Annotated in this window: 16 protein-coding genes; 10 read left to right on the top strand and 6 right to left on the bottom strand. The window is 67.6% G+C overall.

Translation table 11 applies throughout. The features are described 5' to 3' along the window. Positions 1–31 precede the first annotated feature (31 nt). Positions 32–811, bottom strand: coding sequence for a sulfite exporter TauE/SafE family protein (locus AZKH_RS21225; RefSeq protein ID WP_015437860.1), 780 nt, complete (start codon positions 809–811; stop codon positions 32–34). 106 nt (positions 812–917) lie between these two features. On the opposite strand from AZKH_RS21225, the gene cysB reads away from it, so the two are divergent. Continuing rightward, a complete protein-coding gene (gene cysB / locus AZKH_RS21220) occupies positions 918–1859 on the top strand; it encodes an HTH-type transcriptional regulator CysB (protein WP_015437859.1) in 942 nt (313 codons plus the stop codon). A gap of 179 nt (positions 1860–2038) precedes the next feature. Here the strand turns inward: cysB and AZKH_RS21215 are convergent, their stop codons facing one another. Genes AZKH_RS21215 through AZKH_RS21205 form a run of 3 tightly spaced genes read right to left on the bottom strand, consistent with a single transcriptional unit; the run spans position 2039 to position 6659 of the window. After that, the gene (locus AZKH_RS21215) at positions 2039–3025 is read right to left on the bottom strand and encodes an asparaginase (RefSeq protein ID WP_015437858.1); all 987 of its coding nucleotides are present in this window, start codon (positions 3023–3025) and stop codon (positions 2039–2041) included. 22 nt (positions 3026–3047) lie between these two features. Then, the gene (locus AZKH_RS21210) at positions 3048–4787 is read right to left on the bottom strand and encodes a cation:proton antiporter (RefSeq protein WP_041656471.1); all 1740 of its coding nucleotides are present in this window, start codon (positions 4785–4787) and stop codon (positions 3048–3050) included. A gap of 57 nt (positions 4788–4844) precedes the next feature. Continuing rightward, positions 4845–6659 carry an ABC transporter ATP-binding protein/permease gene (locus AZKH_RS21205; protein ID WP_015437856.1) on the bottom strand — a complete coding sequence of 605 codons (1815 nt, stop codon included), beginning with the start codon at positions 6657–6659 and terminating at the stop codon, positions 4845–4847. Positions 6660–6763: 104 nt separating this feature from the next. Here AZKH_RS21205 and rmuC point away from each other — a divergent pair, with 104 nt between their 5' ends. Then, positions 6764–8455, top strand: coding sequence for a DNA recombination protein RmuC (gene rmuC, locus AZKH_RS21200; protein WP_231874436.1), 1692 nt, complete (start codon positions 6764–6766; stop codon positions 8453–8455). Here rmuC and AZKH_RS21195 read toward each other — a convergent pair. After that, positions 8425–10107 carry an alpha-glucosidase gene (locus tag AZKH_RS21195; protein WP_015437854.1) on the bottom strand — a complete coding sequence of 561 codons (1683 nt, stop codon included), beginning with the start codon at positions 10105–10107 and terminating at the stop codon, positions 8425–8427. The genes rmuC and AZKH_RS21195 overlap by 31 nt on opposite strands. 158 nt (positions 10108–10265) lie before the next feature. Between AZKH_RS21195 and AZKH_RS21190 the strand changes: the two genes are divergently transcribed. Further along, positions 10266–11372 (top strand): glycoside hydrolase family 5 protein, encoded by a 1107-nt coding sequence (locus tag AZKH_RS21190; RefSeq protein ID WP_041656468.1) that lies wholly within the window; start codon positions 10266–10268, stop codon positions 11370–11372. Here the strand turns inward: AZKH_RS21190 and AZKH_RS21185 are convergent. Further along, positions 11352–13160, bottom strand: coding sequence for an ABC transporter ATP-binding protein/permease (locus AZKH_RS21185; protein ID WP_015437852.1), 1809 nt, complete (start codon positions 13158–13160; stop codon positions 11352–11354). The genes AZKH_RS21190 and AZKH_RS21185 overlap by 21 nt on opposite strands. Before the next feature lie 253 nt (positions 13161–13413). Between AZKH_RS21185 and AZKH_RS21180 the strand changes: the two genes are divergently transcribed. The 7 genes from AZKH_RS21180 to AZKH_RS21150 all read left to right on the top strand — a co-directional run bounded on the left by AZKH_RS21180 (position 13414) and on the right by AZKH_RS21150 (position 22918). Further along, entirely contained in the window at positions 13414–14199 is a 786-nt protein-coding gene (locus AZKH_RS21180; protein ID WP_015437851.1) for an endonuclease/exonuclease/phosphatase family protein, read from the top strand. A 281-nt stretch (positions 14200–14480) separates the two neighbouring features. After that, the gene (locus AZKH_RS21175) at positions 14481–15680 is read left to right on the top strand and encodes a PHB depolymerase family esterase (protein WP_015437850.1); all 1200 of its coding nucleotides are present in this window, start codon (positions 14481–14483) and stop codon (positions 15678–15680) included. Between the two features lie 136 nt (positions 15681–15816). Then, complete coding sequence (locus AZKH_RS21170) at positions 15817–16230, top strand: CopG family transcriptional regulator (protein ID WP_015437849.1); 414 nt, start codon at positions 15817–15819, stop codon at positions 16228–16230. A gap of 85 nt (positions 16231–16315) precedes the next feature. Continuing rightward, on the top strand, positions 16316–17032 hold the full coding sequence (locus tag AZKH_RS21165; protein ID WP_015437848.1) for a TetR/AcrR family transcriptional regulator: 717 nt from the start codon (positions 16316–16318) through the stop codon (positions 17030–17032). A gap of 96 nt (positions 17033–17128) precedes the next feature. Then, entirely contained in the window at positions 17129–19627 is a 2499-nt protein-coding gene (locus tag AZKH_RS21160; RefSeq protein WP_015437847.1) for an acyl-CoA dehydrogenase, read from the top strand. Between the two features lie 4 nt (positions 19628–19631). Next, positions 19632–20924: an acetyl-CoA C-acetyltransferase gene (locus AZKH_RS21155; RefSeq protein WP_015437846.1), complete on the top strand. Its 1293-nt coding sequence runs from the start codon at positions 19632–19634 to the stop codon at positions 20922–20924. Next, positions 20924–22918, top strand: a complete 1995-nt coding sequence (locus AZKH_RS21150) for a 3-hydroxyacyl-CoA dehydrogenase NAD-binding domain-containing protein (RefSeq protein WP_015437845.1) — start codon at positions 20924–20926, stop codon at positions 22916–22918. The genes AZKH_RS21155 and AZKH_RS21150 overlap by 1 nt, the downstream gene beginning before the upstream one ends. Positions 22919–22933 lie beyond the last annotated feature (15 nt).

Below are 22933 nucleotides of genomic sequence, written 5' to 3'. Positions count from 1 at the left end.
TCGTTGAATCCGGAAGCTGTGCCGGCGGGAATCAGTGGGTGATGAGCTTGGCGCCCACGAGCACCAGCATCGTAGCCAGGATCGGACGCAGGATCCGGTCCGGCAGTTTGGTCGAAATATGGCTGCCGACCCAGATCCCGGGCAGCGAGCCGGTGATCAGGCTGCCGAGCAGGAACCAGTCGACGCTGCCGAGGATCCAGTGGCCGATGCCGGCCACCAGCGTCAGCGGCACGGCGTGGGCGATGTCGGAGCCGACGATGCGCAGCGCGGGCAGGCCGGGGTAGAGGAAGAACAGCGCAGTGACGCCGAGCGCACCGGCACCGACCGAGGAGATCGACACCAGTACGCCGAGCACGGCGCCGGTGAGGACGGTCAGCGCCGCGGTGCGTTTCGCGTTCGGTTCGCCGCCAAAACGTTTGATGGCGTAGCCCTGGATCTGTTTGCGGAAGATCAGTGCGACGGCGGTCAGCAGCAGTGCGAAGCCGAGCGCGACCTTGATCAGGCTGGCCGCACCTTCGATGCCGCCGGGGGCGAACTTGCCGACCAGAATCAGCGTCAGGGCTGCGGCGGGGAGGCTGCCGGAGGCGAGGCGGCGGGTGATCGTCCAGTCCACGCTGCCTTTGAGGCCGTGCGCGAGCGTGCCGCCGGTCTTGGTGATGGCCGCGTAGAGCAGGTCCGTGCCGACGGCGACCGAGGGGTGGATGCCGAACAGCAGCACCAGCAACGGCGTCATCAGCGAGCCGCCGCCGACGCCGGTTAGACCGACGATGGCGCCGACTGCGAATCCGGCAACGGTATACCCAAAATCCATTGAATCCAGCCCCTTCCTATGGTGCGCTGCATCGTAAGCGGTAAGCGTAAGTCAAGAAAGATTGTTTGCGTTAGACTTTAAGAAATTTTGGTTATAAGGAGGTCTCGTGAACCTTCAGCAACTGCGCTACATCCATGAGGTGGCACGTCGCGGGCTGAACGTGTCGGAGGCAGCGGACGCCTTGTTCACGTCGCAGCCGGGCGTGTCGAAGCAGATCCGCCAGTTCGAGGCCGAGTTGGGCGTCGAGATCTTCGTGCGGCACGGCAAGCGCCTGGTCGACGTCACGGAGCCGGGCAAGCAGGTGCTCGCGATCGCGGAGCGCATGTTGCGCGACGCGGACAACCTGCGTCAGGTGGGGGCCGAGTTTACCAACGAGGTGGCCGGCAGGCTGTCGATCGCGACGACGCACACGCAGGCCCGCTATGCGCTGCCGGCGATCATGCGCGATTTCATGCAGCGTTTCCCGCAGGTCAAGCTGGAGTTGCACCAGGGCAATCCGCGGCAGGTGTGCGACATGGTGCTGGCGGGCGAGGCGGACTTGGCGATCGCGACCGAGGCGATCGCCGAGTACGACGAGCTGGTGATGTTGCCCTGCTACCAGTGGAACCGCTGCATCGTCGCGACGCCTCGGCATCCGATCCTGAAGGAGCACCCGCTGACGCTGGAGGCGATCGCGCGCTACCCGATCATCACCTATGACGATGCCTTCACGGGTCGCAGTCTGATCAACAAGGCTTTCCTGGGCCGTGGGCTGCGTCCGAAGGTGGTGCTGACGGCGCTGGATTCGGACGTGATCAAGACTTATGTGGCGATGGATCTGGGGATCGGGATCGTCGCGCGCATGGCTTTCGATGCGGCGGCCGATCGCGGGTTGGGGATGGCGGATGCGTCGCATCTCTTCGAGTCGAGTACGACGCGGATCGGGTTGCGGCGCAATGCCTACCTGCGGGGCTACGTGTATGCCTTCGTCGAGCTTTTTGCGCCGCATCTGACGCGGCGGATGGTCGATATCGCGCTGGCGGGTGGGGGTGAGGATTACGGGATGTAGGTGTCCTTGCCGGCTCGGAGGCGCTCGGGCTTCGGCTTCGGGGCGCCCCCGCCCGGGCCTGTTCCGCGCGTCGTTGGCGCAAGCGGACGCCTCCGCACGAAACAGGCCCGGACGGGGGCTCGGCCGTGCTGGGATTTTGGAGTTGTGGCTTCGTTTGCTGCCCTGAATGCGCGGTTCTTCTATTGGCTGGCGAATAGGCGGTCGAGGGGCGTCGAATTCGGGCTGGTGAGGGCGAGCATCAGGGCGACGCGCGCCTGCGAGGCGGGCAGTCCGCCGGCCGCGTGGGTGCCCCAGTCCGGATCCTGCGCCTTCGGGACGACTCCGCCGGCGCTGGCGCGCGAGGCGCGGATGACCGGGATGCCGGTGGCGGCGGTGCGTCGGATGGTCTCTTCCCAAGCCGTGGGCATGCTGCCGTTGCCGGGCAGCGTCAGGACGATGCCTCTTGCTCCGAGGTGGGTCGCCGCGTCGAGTAGATCGGGCGAAGTGCCGGCGGCGACATAGAGGATGTCGACGCGGGGCAGCGCGGCGGCGTCGGCGGGCATCGGAAAGCGTGTGGTTCTGCCGGTCGGAACCGGGGCGAAGTAGCGCACCGGGTGGCTGCGGCCGATCGGGCCGGTGGTGTCGTTCGCAAAGGCCGCGATACGCTGCGTGTGGTGCTTGGACAGGCCGAGTGCGGCGTGGATGTCGCCGCCGAAGCTCACGAGCACGCCGCGGCCGATGCTCTCGCCGTGCGCCGCGACGCTGACGGCTTCGTAGAGGTTCATCGGGCCGTCGGCGGAGAGTGCGGTCGCCGGGCGCATTGCGGCGGTCAGCACGACCGGTTTGGTCGTCGCGAGGGTCAGCGCGAGGAAGGCCGCGGTTTCCTCCAGCGTGTCGGTGCCGTGCGTGATCACGATGCCGTCGATCGCGTCGTCCTGCGCGAGCGCCTGCACGCGTTGGGCGATGGCGAGCCACTGCGCCGGCCCCATGTCCTTGCTGTCGAGGTTGAAGAGTTGTTCGGCGCGGATGTTTGCGACCTCGCCCAGTTGCGGGACGGCCGCGAGCAGGGCGTCGGCGCCGAGCGCGCCGGCAGTGTAGCCCGCGACGTCGGTGGCGGAGGCGGCGGCGCCGGCGATCGTGCCGCCGGTGGCGATCAGGGCGAGGGTCGGCAGGGCGGTTCGGGGCATGGGCGGCGTCTCGAAGGGAGGGTCAGGTGCCGTGGTAGGCGACGGCGCGGCGGGCGCGTTCCTGTTCCAGCAGGCGCGCCGAGACCTCGCCGGATACGCCGACGGTGTCGAAGATCGAGCCGGCGAGCTGCAGGCCGGATTCGAGCGTTTCGGGGATCACGACGCTGGCGCCGGCGTTGCGCAAGGCTTTGGCGTGGCTTTCGTCGCGCGCGCGGGCGGCAATGCGGATGGTCGGCGAAGTGGCGCGGACGCCGCGCACCGCGTGCACCGCGGCATTGCTGCGGTCCATGGTGATCACGACTGCGACGGCGCGTTCGAGGTGCAGCTTGCGCAGCAGTTCGGGGCGGCTCGCGTCGCCGAAATAGACCGGGGCCTTGCGGGCGCGCAGGCGGGCGACCAGCTTGGCGTCGGCTTCGACGGCGATGTGCGGGATGCCTTGTGCCGCGAGGAGTTCGCCGATCAGCTGCCCGACGCGGCCGTAGCCGGCGATGATCACATGGCCGCTCAGGCCGGAGAGGATGGGTTCCTCGGCGGCGGGTTGGTGTGCGATGCGGGCGTCGATGGCGTCGCCGAGCTTGCGCCCGATCAGCGTCAGCGGCGGCGTGATCAGCATCGACAGGCCGACGACGAGCAGCATGAAGTGGCCGACCTTGGGGTCGATGAGGCCGACAGCGAGACCCATGCCGATGATGATGAAGGCGAATTCGCCGCCCTGGCCCAGCATGATGCCGCCTTCGACGGCGCGGCCCCAGGACAGGCCGAAGACACGGAACAGGATCGTGACGATGACGCTCTTGATCAGCAGCACGCCGATCACCGACAGCGGCAGCAGCAACGGCTTCGCGAGAATCGCGCTGACGTCGATGCCCATGCCGACCGACATGAAGAAGAGGCCCATCAGCAGGCCCTTGAAGGGCTCGATCGTGACTTCGACCTCGTGGCGGAATTCGGTCTCGGCGATCAGCAGGCCCGCGAGCAGCGCGCCGAGCTCCATCGACAGGCCAGCCGCGCGTGTCAGCACGGCGACGCCGAGCGTCGTGAGCAGGGTGAGCGCCATGAAGGATTCGGACTGGCGGTTGACCGCGATCTGGTGGAAGAGCGGGCGCACCACGCGCTGCCCGACAAAGTAGATCAGCGCGACAGTGACGATGCCTTTCAGCGCGGCGATGCCGATCAGGTTGATGAAACTGTCGTTGCCGTCTTGCGAGAGGATCGTCACGAGCACGAGCAGCGGCACGACCGCGAGATCCTGGAAGAGCAGCACCGAGAAGGTCGCCTGCCCGAGCGGCGAGCCGAGTTCGCGCCGCTGCGTGAGGAGCTGCATCACGACCGCCGTCGACGAGAAACCGAGCACGAGTCCGAGCACGACCGAGGATTCGAGACTGTTGCCGAAGGAGTAGGCGATCCCGCCGATGGCCAGCCCCGACAGGCCGACCTGCAGGCTGCCGGCGCCGAAGACGAGACGGCGCATCGCCCACAGGCGGTCGACCGACATCTCGAGGCCGATCATGAACATCAGGAACACGACGCCGAACTCGGCGAAGACCGCGACGTCCTCCTGGCGCGAGAAGGTGAGGTAGCGCAGCCAGGACGACGAGGCGGTGAAGTGGCCGAGGCCGAAGGGGCCGACGAGCATGCCGACGGCGAGGAAGCCGAGTACCGGGTTGATGCTGCGCCGCTGCAGCAACGGGATCAGCACGCCCGCCAGGGTCAGGAAGAGGAGGACTTCGTACAGGTAGGCGGGTGCCCGGATCGCTTCCATCAGGTGGATCTTGTCATATTTGGGTGGCAAACCAAATAGTTTACCGGATTGTCGATGTCATTCGGCAAGCGGCGACTCTTCCCTCTCCTGTTGCTGCAGTGCCCACATCCGGGCGTATTCGCCGTCGCGCGCGAGCAGGCCGATGTGGGTGCCGCGTTCGACGATGCGTCCCTGGTCGAGCACGATGATTTCGTCGGCGTTCATCACCGTGGACAGCCGGTGCGCGATCACGAGCGCGGTGCGGCCTTCGGCGGCCTGTTCGAGCTGGGCCTGGATCGCCTTCTCGGTCTTCGAGTCGAGGGCCGAGGTGGCTTCGTCGAAGATCAGGATCGCGGGGTTCTTCAAGAGCGCCCGCGCGATCGCGACGCGCTGCTTCTCGCCGCCGGAGAGCTTGAGGCCGCGTTCGCCGACGCGCGTCTCGTAGCCGTCGGGCAGGCGCGCGATGAAGTCGGTCAGCTGGGCGGCGCGGGCGGCGGCCTCGACTTCGGCGCGGCTCGCCTCGGGGCGGCCGTACTGGATGTTGTAGAACAGCGTGTCGTTGAAGAGCACGGTGTCCTGCGGCACGATCGCAATGGCGCGGCGCAGGCTCGCCTGCGTGAGTGTGCGCACGTCGTGGCCGTTCACGCGGATCGCGCCGCCCTGCACGTCGTAGAAGCGGTACAAGAGGCGCGCGAGCGTCGACTTGCCCGAGCCGGAGTGGCCGACCACGGCGACCGTGCTGCCGGTGGGGATGTCGAAATCGACATCGTGCAGGATCGAGCGCTTCGGGTCGTAGGAGAAACTCACGTGCTCGAAGCGCACGCTCGCGGGGCCGCGCGGCAGCGCCTGGGCGTCCGGGGCGTCGGCGACTTCGCGGTGCTCGTGCATCAGGCCGAACATGCGCTCGATGTCGGTCAGCGCCTGGCGCAGTTCCCGGTACAGCACGCCGAGGAAGTTGAGCGGGATGTAGAGCTGGATCAGGAAGGCGTTGACGAGCACGATGTCGCCGATTGTCATCGTGCCGGCGGTGACGCGGCTCGCCGCCTGCCACATCATCGTCGTGACGCCGACCGCGATGATCGCCGCCTGGCCGATGTTGAGCGCCGACAGCGACATCTGGTTCTGGACCTGGGCGTTGGTCCACTTCTCCATCTGCTCGTCGTAGCGGCGCGCCTCGTAGTCCTCGTTGTTGAAGTACTTGACGGTCTCGAAGTTGAGCAGGGAGTCGATCGCGCGGGCGTTGGCCGCCGAGTCGAGCTCGTTGGCGCGACGGCGCAGCTGGGTGCGCCAGTTCGTGATGCGGACGGTGAAGAAAATGTAGAGTGTGAGCGTCGCGAGCGTGATCAGCGCGAACACGCTGTCGTATTGCACGAGCAGGATGCCGATCACGAGCCCGATCTCGATCAGCGTCGGCAGGATCGAATACAGCGTGTAGCTGATCAGCGAGCCGATCGAGCGTGTGCCGCGTTCGATGTCGCGCGTGAGTCCGCCGGTCTGGCGCTCGAGGTGGAAGCGCAGCGACAGCGCATGCAGGTGACGGAAGAGCTGTAGCGCGATTTCGCGCACCGCCTGCTGCGTGACGCGCGCGAAGATGATCTCGCGCAGCTCGGTGAACATCGAGGTCGAGAAGCGCAGCACGCCATAGGCCAGCAGCAGCGCCGCCGGGACGACGATCAGCGCCTGGCTGCCGGTCAGCGACAGGTTGTCGACGAGCTTCTTGAAGATGATCGGGACGGTGACGTTGGCGCCCTTCGCCGCGACCAGGCAGCTCAGCGCGAACAGCACGCGCAGCTTGTAGGCCCAGATGTAGGGCACGAGGCTCTTGAGGGTCTGCCAGTCGTGGCGTTCGGTCGGCTCGGGGCCGGGCAGGGCGGTGGCGGGTGCGCGTCTCATGTTTCAATTCTAACGCGTTGCCGCCGCAGTCCGCGGCAACCCGGTACCATCTCGTGTTGCCCTCGTGCGATGCGCGAGGGGCGAATCCGAAACAAGGTCATGGAATGATGGAAAGCCAGTCTGCAGGTCTGATTCTTTGGTTGCTCGCTGCGTTGGGCGGCGTTGCGGTCGGTGCGTTGATCGTCGGCTTCGTGCTGCGCGGACGTCGCGCGGAGGAACTCGCCGTCGCGATCGAGCAGGGGCGCGCCGAGGTGCGCATCGAGCTTGCGGCCGCGACCGAGCGCGCGCGGGCGCTGGAGCAGGAGCGCGGCCAGATGGCAGCGCAGTTCGACGCGCTGCGTGCGCAGGCGACGGAGTGGCGCAACGCGCTGGACACCGTGCGCGACGAGCGCGCGCAGCTTGCCGAGCGGGCGTCGCGTGTGGCGCCGCTGGAGCAGCAGCTCGCGGAGGTGCTGGCGCGTGTGGCAACGCTGCAGCGCGAAGCGGCGGATCTGCGCGAGAACCTGGGGCGCGTCAATTCGCAGCTCGCGGCGGAACTGAAGGCCGAGCGGGAAGCGCTCGCGGCCGTGCGCAACGAGCTTGTGGCGCAGAAGGGCGTGCGCGAGCAGGCGGAGGCGCTTGCGAACCGCCTGAATGCCGAACTCGCGGAGATGACGACCCGGCTCGACGCCGAACGCCGCCAGGCCGAGGAAAAGCTCGCGCTGCTGACGGCCGCGCGCGAATCGCTCTCCGACCAGTTCAAGAGCCTCGCCAACGACATCCTCGAAGAGAAGGCGAAGCGCTTTACCGAGCAGAACCAGACCAACCTCGGACAACTGCTCGATCCGCTGCGCCAGCGGTTGCAGGAATTCCAGGGCAAGGTCGAGCAGGTCTACGTGCAGGAAGGCAAGGACCGCAGCGCGCTCGCCGAGCAGGTGCGTCAGCTGATGGAGCTCAACCAGTCGCTCTCCGAGGACGCGAAGAATCTGACGCGGGCACTGAAGGGTTCCAGCAAGACGCAGGGGAACTGGGGCGAGCTGATCCTCGAACGCGTGCTGGAGGCGTCGGGACTGAGGAAGGGCGAGGAATACGACGTGCAGGAGAGCCACACGCGCGACGACGGTTCGCGCGCGCAGCCCGACGTTGTGATCCATCTGCCGGAAGACCGCCACCTTGTCGTCGATGCGAAGGTCTCGCTGACGGCCTACGAGGAATACGCCACCGCCGAGGACGAGGGCGAGCGCGCGTCGTGGGCCAAGCGCCACCTGGACTCGGTGCGCGGCCACATCAAGGGCTTGTCGGACCGCAATTACCAGGACTTGTACGACCTGAAGTCGCTCGACTTCGTGCTGATGTTCGTGCCGGTCGAGCCCGCCTTCATGCTCGCGGTGACGCACGACCGCGAGCTCTTCATGGACGCGTGGCAGAAGAACGTGCTGCTCGTGAGTCCGTCGACGCTGCTCTTCGTCGTGCGCACCGTCGCGCACCTGTGGCGGCAAGAGGCGCAGAACCGCAACGCGCAGGACATCGCGCGGCGCGGTGCGGAGCTCTACGACAAGCTCGTCGGCTTCGTCGAGGACCTCGAATCGCTGGGGGGCCGTCTCGAACAGGCGCAGAAGGCCTACCACGCTGCGCACAACAAGCTCGCGAGCGGGCGCGGCAACGTGATCCGGCAGGCCGAGATGCTGAAGCAGCTGGGCGTGAAGCCGACGAAGGGGCTGCCGGCGGCGATGGTCGAGGCGGCGGCGGATGCCGAGGCGCTCGCGGATCGCGGCGCGGCGGGCGCTCACGCCGGCGAGGTCGTGCCGATCCGGTAGACGCGTGCCTCCCACGCCCGCAGCGTCAGCGCGGTGAGTGGGCCGTGCGGCGGGACGTCGTGGTTCGCGAGCAGCAGCCGGGTGCGGTCGAGCGTGAAGCCGGCGTGACGGTAGGTGGCCGGCTCGCCGCTGAGGTTGCAGATCACCGCGATGGCGTCGTCTCCGTCCCCGCGCGTGTAGGCGTAGAGCTTGGTGCTGCGGCCGGCAAGCGTGCGATAGCGCCCGTGCAGCAGGACGGGTTCGCGCTTGCGCAGCTCGATCAGCGCGCGATAGTAGTTCAGCACCGAGTGGCGGTCGCCCTGTTGGCGGACGACGTTGAGGTCGCGGAAATCCTGGTGGGCGGGGAGCCAGGGGCGGCCGGCCGTGAAGCCGGCGTGGGGACCGTCGTCCCAGGGCATCGGCGTGCGTGAAGTGTCGCGGCCGGTGTGGCGCATTTCGTCGAGGATGGCGTCGTCCGTGAGGCCCTTGGCGCGCATCTCGGCGATACGGTTGTGCGCATAGGTGTCCTGGAATTCGTCGAGGCTCGCGAATTCGGCATTCGGAAGGCCCAATTCCTGCCCCTGATAGATGAAGGGCGTGCCTTCCATCAGGAAGTACATCGTCGCGAGCGCGGTCGCACTCTGGACGCGCCATCGCTGCGGCTCGCCCCAACGCGAGACGACGCGCGGCAGGTCGTGATTCTCCAGGTAGAGCGCGTTCCAGCCGCGGCCGCGCAGCGCGGTCTGCCATCGGCCAAGGATGCGCTTCAGCGTCCGCACGTCGAGCGGGGCGCGTGGCGCGTTCGACCACAGGTGCCAGTGCTCGAACTGCAGCACCATCGACAGCCGTCCCCGCGTCGCGCCGACCCACTCTTCGGCACCGCCGGGTCCGATACCGTTCGCTTCGCCGACGGTCATCACGTCGCGGCCGGCAAGAGTGGTCGTGCAGAGCTCGTCGATGTAGTCGAGGATGCCGTCCACGTTCATGTGGAAGGGGTAGGCGGGCACCTGGGCGAGCCCTTGCGGGTTGGGCATGTCGGGCAGCCCGGGCGCCTTCTTCAGATGCGTGATCGCGTCGATGCGGAAGCCGTCGACGCCCTTGTCGAGCCACCAGCGCATCATGTCCGAGACAGCTGCGCGCAGCGCCGCATTGTCCCAGTTCAGATCGGGCTGGCGGCGGGTGAAAAGGTGGAGATACCACTGGCCGGTCGCGGCGTCGTACGTCCACGCGGGGCCGCGGAAGATGCTTTCCCAGTTGTTCGGCGGGCTGCCACGGTCGCCGCCGTCGCGCCAGAAATACCAGTCGCGCTTCGGGTTCTCCCGTGAGGAGCGCGATTCGATGAACCACGGGTGTTCGTCGCTCGTGTGGTTGATGACGAGGTCGAGGATCACGCGCATGCCGCGGCGGTGGGCGTCGGCGAGCAGGCGGTCGAAGTCGTCCATCGTGCCGAACTCGGCCATGATGGCGCAGTAGTCCGAGATGTCGTAGCCGTTGTCGTCGTTGGGCGAGCGGAAGATCGGGCACAGCCACAGCACGTCGACGCCGAGCCACTGCAGGTAGTCGAGCCGGGCGAGGATGCCGGGCAGATCGCCGATGCCGTCTCCGTCGCTGTCCATGAAGCTGCGTGGATAGATCTGGTAGACGACCGCCTGTTGCCACCATCTGCTTTGCATTGCGAGCCCCCTGCGCGCACGGCATGTCGTCAGTGTGCCGCAGGCGGACGATCGCTTGTGTGCAAAACCGCAAGGATTCCACGCGAGCTGCGGACTACAGTGAGCGGAGGATAGGCACAAGCCCTTGTCTTGCGGCAATGACGAACGGAGGCCGGATCATGGATGCGACGAGTCCGAAACTGCGCGGCGTGAACCTCGGAAGCTGGCTGTTGCTGGAAAAATGGATGGTGCCGAGCCTTTTCGAGGGGTTGGAGGCGACCGACGAGACGACTTTCTGCGCCGAACTCGGCCCGGCGGCGGCCGACAGGCTGCGGGCGCACTGGGACAGTTGGATCACGCGCGAAGATTTCGCGTGGATCGCGGCGCGGGGCTTGAATGCGGTGCGCATTCCCTACGGGCACTGGATCTTCGGCCCCGATTATCCCTATCACCGGAGCTACGGGGGAAACCCGCATCCCTTCGTCGAAGGCGGCATCGACGTGCTCGACCGGGCGATGGACTGGGCGCACGAGTTCGGCATCCGCGTGATGCTCGACCTGCACGCGGCGCCGGGTTGCCAGAACGGCTTCGACAACGGCGGCATCCTCGGGGTGTGCGAGTGGCACACGCGGCCGGAGTATCTCGAACATGCGCTGTCGGTGCTCGAACGCATCGCCGCGCGCTATCGCAATCACCCCGCGCTGCATGCGATCGAATGCCTCAACGAGCCGCGCTGGGACGTGCCGACCGACTACCTGAAGGACTTCTACCTCGCCGCCTACGAGCGCATCCGCAAGCACTGCCCGGCCGAGCGCACGGCGGTCGTGTTCCACGACGGTTTCCGCTCCTTCCGCGAGTACGTCGGCTTCATGCAGGCGCCCGAATACCGCAACGTGATCTTCGACCTGCACCGCTACCAGTGCTTCGACCGGCGCGACATCGACTCGGACATCTTCGCCCACATGGGCAAGGCGGGCGGCGAGTGGCGCGAGGAGGCCGACGCGATCAACGGCGAGCTGGGCCTGCCGGCGGTGTGCGGCGAGTGGAGCCTGGGGCTGGACCTGGAGGTCGTGTCGCTGTGGGCCGAGGGGCCGTTCAACCATGCGCTGGAGCACATGGACGAGTTCCAGCAGGATGTGGCGAATCGCGGCTATGCGGCGGCGCAACTGCTCGCGTTCGAGCACTACCTGGGCTGGTTCTTCTGGAGCTACAAGACCGAGACGACGCCGGCGTGGTGCTTCCGCGACTGCGTCGAGCGGGGGTGGCTACCGTCCGACTTCCGCTGAGCCGGCGACGTCGGCAGGCTGGTCGCTGCGCTCGCCGGCGCTCGTCTTCGACATGCGCGAGCCGAGGCGGTGCAGTTCGAGGCGGCGGTCGAAGAAATGCGTGAGGCTACTGTGGCGGCTTGCCGACAGCAGCGTGGTGTTGGGCAGCTCGTGGTGCAGCATCTCCATGATGCCGACGTCGTCCTTCGTGTCGAAGGCGCCGGCCATGTCCTCCAGGAAGGCCCAGGCCGGTTGCTGCAGGAAGATCCGCGCGGTGCCGAGGCGCTGCTGGGCACGCACTGGGAGCACGTGGTTCCAGTCGTCGGCCTCGTCGAGCCGCGGCGCCAGCCAGTCGATGCCGGCGCATTCGAGCGCGCGGTGCAGTTCGGCGTCGGCGTAGCGCTCGGACGGCTGCGGGTAGCACAGCACGTCGCGCAGCTTGCCGGTCGGCAGGAAGGGATGCTGCGGCAGGAACATCATCTCCTGGCCCTCGGGCAGGCGGATTTCGCCGCTGCCCCATGGCCAGAGGCCCGCCACCGCCTTGAATAGCGCAAGCTTGACCTGCGCGTCGCCGGCGACGAGGACCCGTTCGCCGCGTCGCACGTGCAGGTTGACCCCCCGGACGAGGGGCTCGCCGGCGGGCGTGTCGAGGGCGAGTTCGTGCAGCTCGAGCTCGGCGCGTGTCGAATGCGTGATCCGGATGCGCGCCGTCTCGCTGTGCCGGTCGATGTCGTCGAGCCGCAGCATGTCGTCGTGGAGGCTGACGATGCGGCCCGCGGAGGTCCGCCAGGTCGCGATTTCGCCCAGCTTGTCGATCGGCCAGGACAGCGCCGAGGCGAGCCGCTCGAAGGCCTGCGCGGCCTGCATCAGCAGGCCCAGCGTCATCGCCCCGGCGATGAACTTGGGCGCCGCGACGAGGATCGGGAAGATTGGCATCAGGTTGCCGTAGGCAGTCGAGAAGGAGACGATGCCGAGGTAGGCGAGCGTCTGGCGGTCCCAGCCCTGCGCGATGTCGCCGAAGAGCCGGGTGGCGGCGCGCCGTTCCATGCCTTCGCCGTGGGTCAGCGCGATCGCTTCGGAGTTCTCGCGCGCCCGGGCGAGGCTGAAGCGCAGGTTGGCCTCGTAGCTCTGCAGCCGGTTCGTCGTGCGCACCAGCGGGCGGCCGAGCAGGTAGCCGAGCAGTGCGCCGGCGCCCGCGTAGGCGAAGGCGAGCACGACCATGTAGCCGGGAACTTCGAGCGTGCTGCCGGGCAGCGGCGTGCTGCCGGAGAGGTCGGCGAGGATCGCGATGAAGATCCAGCCGACGAGCAGCGAATAGGTCAGCGAGTGGGCGAGGCTGATCGTCGATTCGATGGCGATGCGGACGTCCTCGGCGATGCGTTGGTCCGGATTGTCGTGCTCGCCCTGCAGGAATTGCAGGCGGTAGTGGCGCGAGCGGGTCATCCACTGCTCGATGAGCTGCGTGGTGACCCATCGGCGCCAGTCGAGCTGCAGCCAGCGCTTGACGTGCATGTGCAGCGCGGTCACGGCCATCGTCAGGACCAGGATCAGCGCGAAGACGAGGATCTGGCGCATCAACTCGTCGAGCGAGCGCGCCTCGAGCGCATCAAAGAACCCGCGGTTCCAGTAGCTGGTCCAGATCACGAGCGCGACCTGGCCGATCGTCAGCAGCAGGAGCATCAGCGTAACAAAGGCGATCGTCCAGCGGCGCTCGGATTTCCAATACGGCAGCGTGAGCGCGGCGAAACGCCGCACCGCGTGCTGCGAGCGCGTGGGACGGGGCGCGCCGGGGAGGCCGGAGGGACGCATCAGTCCGCCGTCCCGCTGCGAGACGGACAGCCGAAGAGCTGCGGTAAATGCGCGTGAGCGCTACCGATCGCTGCGACGTTCATCGTGTCGCCCTTGTCAGGTGAGGCGTATCGTTACGATGCCTAGACTAACGCACTGGACGGCGTGTCGGCCGTGACTAAAGTACCGATAAGGAGAACGGCGTGCAGACGACCGCTCTCCAGTGCGGGTAAGACAATTTTGCGCCGCAATCCGGTCCAGAGCCGAGGGAAAAATGCCGCTCAAGGTCATGTCCTTCAACATCCGTTGCGCGTCGGCGCCCGATGGCGAGCACTGCTGGGCGAACCGTCGGCAGCTCGCCGTCGAGCGCATCCGCAGCTTCGATCCCGACCTGCTGGGCCTGCAGGAATGTCGCGACGACGAACAGGCCGCTTTCGTGCGGGCGGCGCTTCCAGAATACGAATTCGTCGGCGTGCGGCGCAGGGGCGAGGGCGATTCGGGCATCGAGATGGCGCCGCTGTTGTATCGGCGGGCGCGATTCGACGAACTGCAGCGCGGCCATTTCTGGCTCGCCACGGAGCCCGGTAAGCCCGGCTGCCAGTCGTGGGGTGCCGCCTACCCGCGCACCGCGAGCTGGGTCAGGCTGCAGATGCGCGCCGAGCACGGGCCGCCGCTCGTCTTCCTCAACACCCATTTCGATTACCAGGGCACGGCGCGCGAGGAATCGGCGCGGCTGCTTCATCGCTGGATACTGGCGCGACGGGCTGGGGAAGGCGCGATCGTCACGGGCGACTTCAACGCGGAGCGTGATTCCGAAGCCTTTCGCGCGCTCACCGCTGACGGCGCGCTGCGCGAGGCCTTCCAGGAATGCGGCCTCGCTGCCGGCAGTTACCATGAGTTCGGCCAGCTGGAACGCGTAGAGGCGATCGACTGGATCCTTTTTTCCCCGCAGTTTCGCATCGAAGCGGCTGACGTCGACCGCCATGCGCCGGACGGTCGCTATCCGTCCGATCATTTTCCCATCACCGCGGAGCTCGGCCTCGCCGTCGACGCGGCCTGACTTTCGCTCCGCGCCGCCCTGCGCGCCAAGCTCCGCGCCCTTGAGCGCGACGGCATTTCCCACGCTCTTTCCCTGAAGACTTGCGATTCGCCGCGACCTCGGGCGGCTTGCGCTTTCTCACCCCGTGTGCTTGTATACCATCCATATGGATGTTTATTGGATGGTATAAGGATGGTAAGAGAAGGTGGAGGTGAAGCTTCGATCCATTGGAGCGGCCGCCACGGGACGGCCGGCATTTGCCGATGGAATGCCCTGAACATTTGCTTGAGGAAACATGAATCATGAAAATCGCCAATGACCTGCTCGGTCGACTGCTCCAGGCGACGCCCTTGCGTGATGCAACGCTCCCCATTCATCGGTTCGACGCGCGTTCGGTCGCGGACACCATCGAGCGTGCGCTCGAGTCCGCCGGCCTGAATTCCGACTCCGGCCCGATGAAGGGCGTCAGGGATACGATCCGGCAGGCGCTGGGGGCGGGAATGAATGCGTATATGGCGCCGCCGAGCGCGCGCGGCATGACGATCGACGGAGTCGCCCGCGAGGTGTTCGGCCCGCAAGCCGACGAGGACGGGGCAGGCATCCTGCCGACAAGGCAGCCGGAGCCCGCGCTTCCCGGCGAGTTCGTCACCCGGTCATTTGCCAACGAAGCGGGCGCGCGCAGCTATAAGCTCTACGTGCCTGCGCGCTATTCGCGTGAGACGGCGCGGATGCCATTGATGGTGATGTTGCATGGCTGCACCCAATCACCCGATGACTTTGCCGCCGGCACGCGGATGAACGCGCTCGCCGAGGAGCATGGCTTCCTCGTCGCCTATCCTGCCCAGGCGCCCAATGCGAACGGATCGAAGTGCTGGAACTGGTTTCGCGCGGAAGACCAGAAGCGCGATCGCGGCGAACCCTCCCTGATTGCGGGCATCACGCGGGAGGTCGCGAAGAGCCATCGCGTCGACGAGCGCCGCATCTTCGTCGCCGGGCTGTCCGCCGGTGCGGCGATGGCGGTCATTCTGGGCACGCTCTACCCGGACCTCTACGCCGCCGTCGGGGCGCATTCCGGCTTGCCCTTCGGGGCTGCGCATGACCTGCCCTCGGCCTTCGCAGCCATGTCCGGGGGAGCGGGCCGCAAGACGAACGGGACCGCACGCGGGGTGCCGACGGTCGTCTTTCATGGCGACCAAGACCGCACGGTGTCCATCGGCAACGGCGCGGCGATCGTCGAGCAGGCCGCGGGCGCCCGCCAGGATGCACAGCCTCTGCGGGCCAGCGTGCACAAGGGAGCGGCGCCGGGCGGCCGCACGCACAGCCGCACCATCTATGCCGACGCGGCCGGCCAGCCGGTGGTCGAGCAGTGGGTGCTGCATGGCGCCGGCCACGCCTGGTCCGGCGGCAGCCCGCACGGGTCATACACGGACGGCCACGGGCCGGACGCGTCGGCGGAGATGATCCGCTTCTTCCTCTCGCTGCCGCGGGCGGGTAGCGCCTGAGCCTCGTGAGCTGCTGACGGCGGCGCCCGCGGAGTCCGTGCCGCGCGCCGCCGCCGCTTGACAAGCCTCCCGGTTCCCGTAATTTAACATCTAGGCGGATGTTTTGCGGAATCCATATAGATGGCGGGAGCTTGAAATGACTGTGCACGAAATTCGTCCGAAGGTCGGTGAAACCGAAAAAATTACGATCAATCTCGGACTCATCGATCTGGGGCAAATCGACTTGCTGGTGCAGGAGGGCTTCTATTCCAATCGTACGGACCTCATCCGGACGGCGATCCGCAATCAGCTGGCGACGCATGCCGACGTGGTGCGCCAGACCGTGGCTCGCAAGAGCCTGGTGCTCGGCTTGCAGCATTATTCCCGGGCCGATCTCGAAGCCGTGCAGCAGGCCGGGCAAAAACTCCAGATCCAGGTTCTGGGCCTGGCAAGCATCGCTTCCGATGTGTCGCCTGAACTGGCCCTTGCGACGATCGAGTCGGTGGTCGTTCTGGGCGCGCTGCACGCGAGCTCCGCGGTGAAGAGCGCCTTGGCCGGGCGTATCCGCTAACCCTCACGTTGGGCCATCAAAATTTCTTGACTTTGGATTAATGAAACGTATGATTCAAACAAATGTTTGATTCAGGCGTTTCCTCATGCGCGATTCCGTCAGCCGTCAGCCCGCCCCCGAAACCCGCGACCGCATCCTCGATGCGGCCGAGGCACTGTTCGTCGAGCACGGGTTCGAGGCGACGTCGATGCGCATGATCACGGGGCGCGCCGAGGCGAACATCGCCGCGGTGAACTACCACTTCGGCACCAAGGACGCGCTGATCCAGGAGGTGTTCCGGCGGCGCCTGACCGAGCTGAACCGCCGCCGGCTGGCGGTGCTCGACAAGCTGGAGGCGGAAGCCGACGGCGCGCCGCTCAAGCCCAGCCGCATCGTCGAAGCCTTCTTCGGCACCGCGCTGGAGATGGCGGCCGATACTCAGAACGGCGGGCACACTTTCATGCGTCTGCTCGGTCGAACCTATACCGAACCGAACGGCTTCGTGCGCCAGTTCCTCGCCGAGGAATACGCCGAGGTCGTCGAACGCTTCCTGGCCGCGCTGTACCGCGCGCTGCCCGACGTTCCGCGGGAAGAAATCCTGTGGCGCTTCCATTTCATGATGGGGGCGATGTCCTATGCGATCGCCGGCACCGACGCGCTGCAGCTCTTTGCCGGCGAGTTCGACGACGCCGAACCCGAGCGCCTGATGCCACGGCTGATGTCTTTCCTGCTCGGCGGGTTGCGGGCACCGCTGCCGGGCGAGAACAGCAATGGCGATGGGAACGGCGAAGAGCGGGCGCGGTCGGCGAAGCGCTGGCAGTAGCGGAACGAACTGTCCGGCCAGGCGGACGACCGCGGCACAGAACGCGGCGACGCCAGCGGAGGCGGCCGGACCGAGATGATGATCGAGGAGACAACAATGATCTGGTGGTTTATCGCTTTGCTCCCTCCCTTGGCAGGTGCGCTCGCCTACGGGCGAGCGCCATTTTTTGCCTGGGCCGGGATGGGGATGGCATGGCTCGCGGGCTTCTGCTGGGCGGCCGGCGCGGGCGGGGCGGTGACGGGCGTGCTGCTCGCGCTGTATGCGGCGGCGGTCGCCGTCTTCCTGCTGCCGGCGCTGCGCCGCAGCTTCGTGACGGCGCCGATCTTCCGCGCCTTCCGTGCCGCGCTGCCGTCGATGTCGCAGACCGAGCGCGACGCGCTCGAAGCGGGCACGGTGTGGTGGGAGGGCCAGCTCTTCGCCGGCAGGCCGGACTGGAAGAAGCTCCTTGCGTACCCGTGGCCCAAGCTCACGGCCGAGGAGCAATCCTTCCTCGACCACGAGACGAGCGAACTGTGCCGCCTGACCGACGACTGGAAGGCGACGCAGCGCCAGGACCTGTCGCCCGAAGCTTGGCGCTACATCAAGGAACAGGGCTTCCTCGGCATGATCATCCCGAAGGAGTACGGCGGCAAAGGCTTCTCGGCCTATGCGCATTCGCAGGTCGTGACCAAGCTGTCGACGCGCTCCTCGGCGCCGGCGGTGACGGTGATGGTGCCGAACTCGCTCGGCCCGGCGGAGCTGCTGCTGCACTATGGCACGCCCGAGCAGAAATCCCATTACCTGCCGCGGCTCGCGAAGGGGCTGGAGATTCCGGCCTTCGCGCTGACGAGCCCGTGGGCGGGCTCGGACGCGGCGTCGATCCCCGACTCGGGCGTCGTCTGCAAGGGTCAGTGGCAGGGACGCGAAGTGCTCGGCATGCGCGTGTCCTTCGACAAGCGCTACATCACGCTCGCTCCGGTGTGCACGGTGTTCGGCCTCGCGTTCCGCCTATACGACCCGGACGGGCTGCTCGGCGCGAACCCGGACCTCGGCATCACCTGCGCGCTGGTGCCGGCCGACCACCCGGGCGTCAGCATCGGCCGCCGCCACTTCCCGCTCAACGCGGTGTGGATGAACGGACCGATCCGCGGGCGCGACGTGTTCATGCCGCTCGACTTCATCATCGGCGGGCCGCAGATGGCAGGGCAGGGCTGGCGGATGCTGATGGAGTGCCTCGCGGCGGGCCGTTCGATCTCGCTGCCGGGTTCGAACACCGGCATGCAGAAGATGACCGCCCGTGCCGTCGGCGCCTATGCCCGCGTGCGTTACCAGTTCAAGACCGCAATCGGCCGCTTCGAGGGCGTCGAGGAGGCGCTCACGAGGATCGGTGCGAACACCTATCTCAGCGACGCGGCGCGCGTGATGACGGCCGGTGCGATCGACCTCGGCGAGAAGCCGTCGGTCGTGTCGGCGATCGTGAAGTACCACGTCACCGAGCGCGCGCGCCAGACCGTCAATGACGGCATGGACGTGGTCGGCGGCAAAGGCATCTGCCTGGGGCCGCAGAACATGCTCGGCCGCGCCTACCAGCAGATTCCGGTGGGCATCACCGTCGAGGGCGCGAATATCCTGACGAGGAGCCTCATTCTCTTCGGCCAGGGCGCGATCCGCTGCCATCCCTATGTGCTTGACGAGATGCACGCGGCGCAGCGCGGCGATCTCGGCCTCTTCGACAGGGCGTTCTGGGGGCATATCGGCTACACCGTGTCGAACGCGGTGCGCGCGTTCGTGATGGGGATCACCGGTTCGCACTTCGTCGAGGTCCCCGCCGACATCGCCCCCGAGACGCGGCGCTATTACCAGCAGCTGACCCGATTTTCGACCGCGTTCGCGTTCATCGCCGACATTTCGATGGGCACGATGGGCGGTGCGCTGAAGCGCAAGGAGAAGCTGTCGGCGCGCCTGGGCGACATCCTGTCGCTGATGTATCTCGCATCGGCCGTGCTGAAGCGCTACGAGGCCGAAGGCCGGCAGGCGGCCGACGCGCCGCTGATGCATTGGGCGATCTGGGATTGCATGTTCAAGGCGCAGAACGCGTTCGAGGGCGTCATCGCGAACTTCCCGAACAAGTTCTTCGCCGGGCTGCTGCGCCGGGTCGTGGTGTTCCCGCTCGGCCGCCCCTATGTCGTGCCGTCCGACGAGTTGGGGCACGAGGTCGCGAAGCTGCTGATCGAGCCGTCGGCGACGCGCGACCGGCTGACTTCCGATGTGTATCTGCCGAAGGACCTCGAGGAGCCGGCCGGTTCGCTCGAAGCCGCGCTCCTCGCGACGGTCGAGGCGGAGCCGATCGAGGCCAAGGTGCGCCGCGCGCAGAAGGACGGGCGTTTCGAGCCGGGGCTGTTGGTCGGCGGCGGCGTCGATGCGATCTGGGAGCGTGCGTTCGATGCCGGCGTGATCACGGCCGACGAATTCGCGCTGCTCAAGCGTCGCGGTGAGCTGCGCGACAAGGTGATCCGCGTCGACGACTTCCCCTACGACTTCGGCCTGCGCGAGGCGCTCGCCGAGATCGGGCCGATGGCGGCGGACGCGGAACGGGCGGCGGCTTGGGTGGAGTGAGCGGATGACTCGCACGATCTACATCATCGACGGTGCGCGCACGCCTTTCCTGAAGGCGAGGAACGCACCGGGGCCGTTCGCCGCGTCGGACCTAGCGACCGCGGCCGGCGCGGCACTGCTCGCCCGCCAGCGCTTCGCGCCGAACGAACTGGACGAGGTGATCCTCGGCTGCGCGAGCCCGTCGCCGGACGAGGTCAACATCGGCCGCGTCGTCGCGCTGCGCATGGGCTGCGGGCAGAAGGTGCCGGGTTGGACGGTGATGAGGAACTGCGCGTCCGGCATGCAGGCGCTCGATTCGGCGATTGCGAACATTCATGCCGGACGCTCGCAGCTCGTGCTCGCGGGGGGCGTCGATGCGCTGTCGCGTGCGCCGCTGCTGTTCTCGGACGCGATGGTGCGTTGGATGTCGGACTGGTATGCGGCGAAAAGCGCCGGACAGAAGCTCGCGATGCTGGGCCGCTTCCGGCCCGCCCATCTGGCGCCGGTGATCGGCATCATGAAGGGACTCACGGATCCGATCGTCGGCCAGCTGATGGGCCAGACCGCGGAGAACCTCGCGCATCGCTTCGGCATCTCGCGCGCCGAGATGGACGCCTTCGCTGCACGCAGTCACGCCCGCGTGCTGGCGGCGCGCGAAATGGGTCACTTCGGGGGACACTTCGGCGAGATTGTGCCGCTGATCGATCGCGACGGCACGGTGTATCGCGACGATGACGGCGTGCGGAACGATTCGACGCCGGAGAACCTCGCGAAGCTGAAACCCTTCTTCGACCGCAAGTACGGCCGCGTCACCGCCGGCAACAGCTCGCAGATCACCGACGGCGCGGCGTGGCTGATCCTCGCGTCCCACGAGGCGGTCGAGCGTCACGGACTCACGCCGCTCGGGCGCATCGTCGACAGTCAGTGGGCGGGGCTCGACCCGGCGCAGATGGGGCTCGGGCCGGTGCATGCGGCGACGCCGATCCTGCAGCGCCACGCGCTGGAACTCGCCGACATCGATGCCTGGGAGATCAACGAAGCCTTCGCCGCGCAGGTGATCGCCTGTCTCCGCGCATGGGAGGACGCCGACTATTGCCGCAGCGAACTGGGCCTCGACGACGCGCTCGGCAAGCTCGACGAGGAGAAGCTCAACGTCGATGGCGGCGCGATCGCGCTGGGGCACCCGGTCGGCGCGAGCGGGGCGCGCATCGTGCTGCATCTCTTGGAGGTGCTGCGGCGGAAGAGCGCCAGGCGCGGCATTGCGAGCATCTGCATCGGCGGCGGGCAGGGCGGCGCGATGCTGGTGGAGGCGCTGTGATGAGCCCGGATTTCAAGCATCTGGTGCTGGTCCGCAAGGGTGATGCGGACGGCCTCGCGTGGCTGTATCTCGACCGTGCCGGGGCGAGCACGAACACCTTGTCGCGTGAGCTGCTCGACGAGCTGGCCGGCGCCTTCGCGGCGCTCGAAGCCGATCCGCCGAAGGGGCTGATCATCGCGTCGGCGAAGCCCGCCGGCTTCGTCGCCGGGGCCGACATCGAGGAATTTACGCGCATCGACTCCGCCGAGGGCGCGCGCGATCTCGTCCAGCGCGGCTGGGAGCTCTTCAACTGGCTCGCGCGGCTGAAGTTCCCGACGCTCGCGCTGATCCGCGGCCATTGCCTCGGCGGCGGGCTGGAACTCGCGCTCGCGTGCCGGTACCGCATCGTCGTCGACGAACCGGGCACCAAGCTCGCGCTGCCCGAGGTGATGCTCGGTATCGTTCCGGGCTGGGGCGGCATGAAGCGGCTGCCGGCGCTGGTCGGACCGGCTGCCGCGCTCGACATGATGCTCACCGGCAAGGGCATCGACGCGCGCCGCGCGAAGCAGATGGGGCTCGCCGACGAATGCGTGCCGCCGCGGGTGATGGAGAACGCCGCGCGCATGGTGGTGCTGTCCGGCCAGCGGCCGCGTGCGCTGCCCTTCATGCAGAGGCTGCTCAACGGCCCGCTGAAGGCGGTCGTCGCGGCGGGCGCGCGCAAGCAGGTCGCGGTGAAGGCGAGTCGCGAGCATTACCCGGCGCCCTACGCGATCGTCGACATCTGGCAGAAATACGGCGGCAATGCGCTCGCGGTGCCGGCCGACCATCCCGCGTCGCTGGAGGCGATCTTCCGCTCGCCGACCGCGAAGAACCTCGTGCGCGTGTTCTTCCTGCAGGAGCGGCTGAAGGGCTTCGGCAAGGACTCCGACTTTGCGCCGCGCCACGTGCATGTCGTCGGTGCCGGCGTGATGGGCGGCGATATCGCGGCGCTGTGTGCGTTCTCCGGCCTGACGGTGACGCTGCAGGACCAGTCCGTCGAGCGCATCGCGCCGGCGATCGCGCGGGCGGCGAAGCTCTACGAGCGCAAGTTCCGCGGCGACCGGCGGCAGGTGAGATTTGCGCTCGACCGGCTGATCCCGGATCCCGAGGGCCACGGCGCGGCGCGCGCGGATGTGGTGATCGAGGCGATCTTCGAGAACCTGGAGGCGAAGCGCGCCTTGTTCGCCGAGCTGGAGCGCAAGGCGAAGCCGGGTGCGGTGCTGGCGACCAACACGTCGAGCCTGCGTATCGAGGATATAGCGACAGGACTCAGCGATCCACGCCGCCTCGTCGGCATCCATTTCTTCAATCCGGTCGCGCTGATGCCGCTGGTCGAGGTCGTCCGCGGCGAACAGTCGGACGACGAGGCACTGCGCCGCGCGGCGGCCTTCGTGCGCCGCCTGGACAAGCTGCCGCTGCCGGTGAAGAGCGCGCCGGGCTTCCTCGTCAATGCGGTGCTCGGACCCTACATGCTGGAGGCGCTGCGCTGTGTCGACGAGGGCATCGCGCCCGAGACGGTCGACGCCGCGCTCCTCGCCTTCGGCATGCCGATGGGGCCGGTCGAGCTCGTCGATACGGTGGGCCTGGACATCGCCGTCGCGGCGGGACGGGCCCTCGCCGGACTCGGCGCCGAGCCGCCGCGCAAGCTGCTGGAGCTCGTCGGTGCCGGCCATCTCGGCAAGAAGACCGGGCAGGGCTATTACCGCTGGGCGGACGGCAAGCCGCAGAAGGGCGCGGCGGGGGCCGTGCCGGACGGGCTCGTGCAGCGTATCGTCGGACCGCTGCTCGCGGCGACGCGGCGCTGTGTCGAGCAGGGGGTGGTCGCCGATGCCGATCTCGCCGACGCCGGCGTGATCTTCGGCACGGGCTTTGCGCCCTTCACCGGCGGGCCGCTGCACTTCTCCCCGATAATGGGGAAATCCGTGCGTGGCGCCGATGCCCGGCTGGCGGATGGTGCTATGGTCGAGGCTCGCTAACCCCGAGAGACGAGA

The sequence above is a fragment of the Azoarcus sp. KH32C genome, assembly GCF_000349945.1.
In the GTDB taxonomy this organism is placed as follows: Bacteria; Pseudomonadota; Gammaproteobacteria; order Burkholderiales; family Rhodocyclaceae; genus Aromatoleum.
This window is presented reverse-complemented; position numbering and strand designations above follow the sequence as displayed.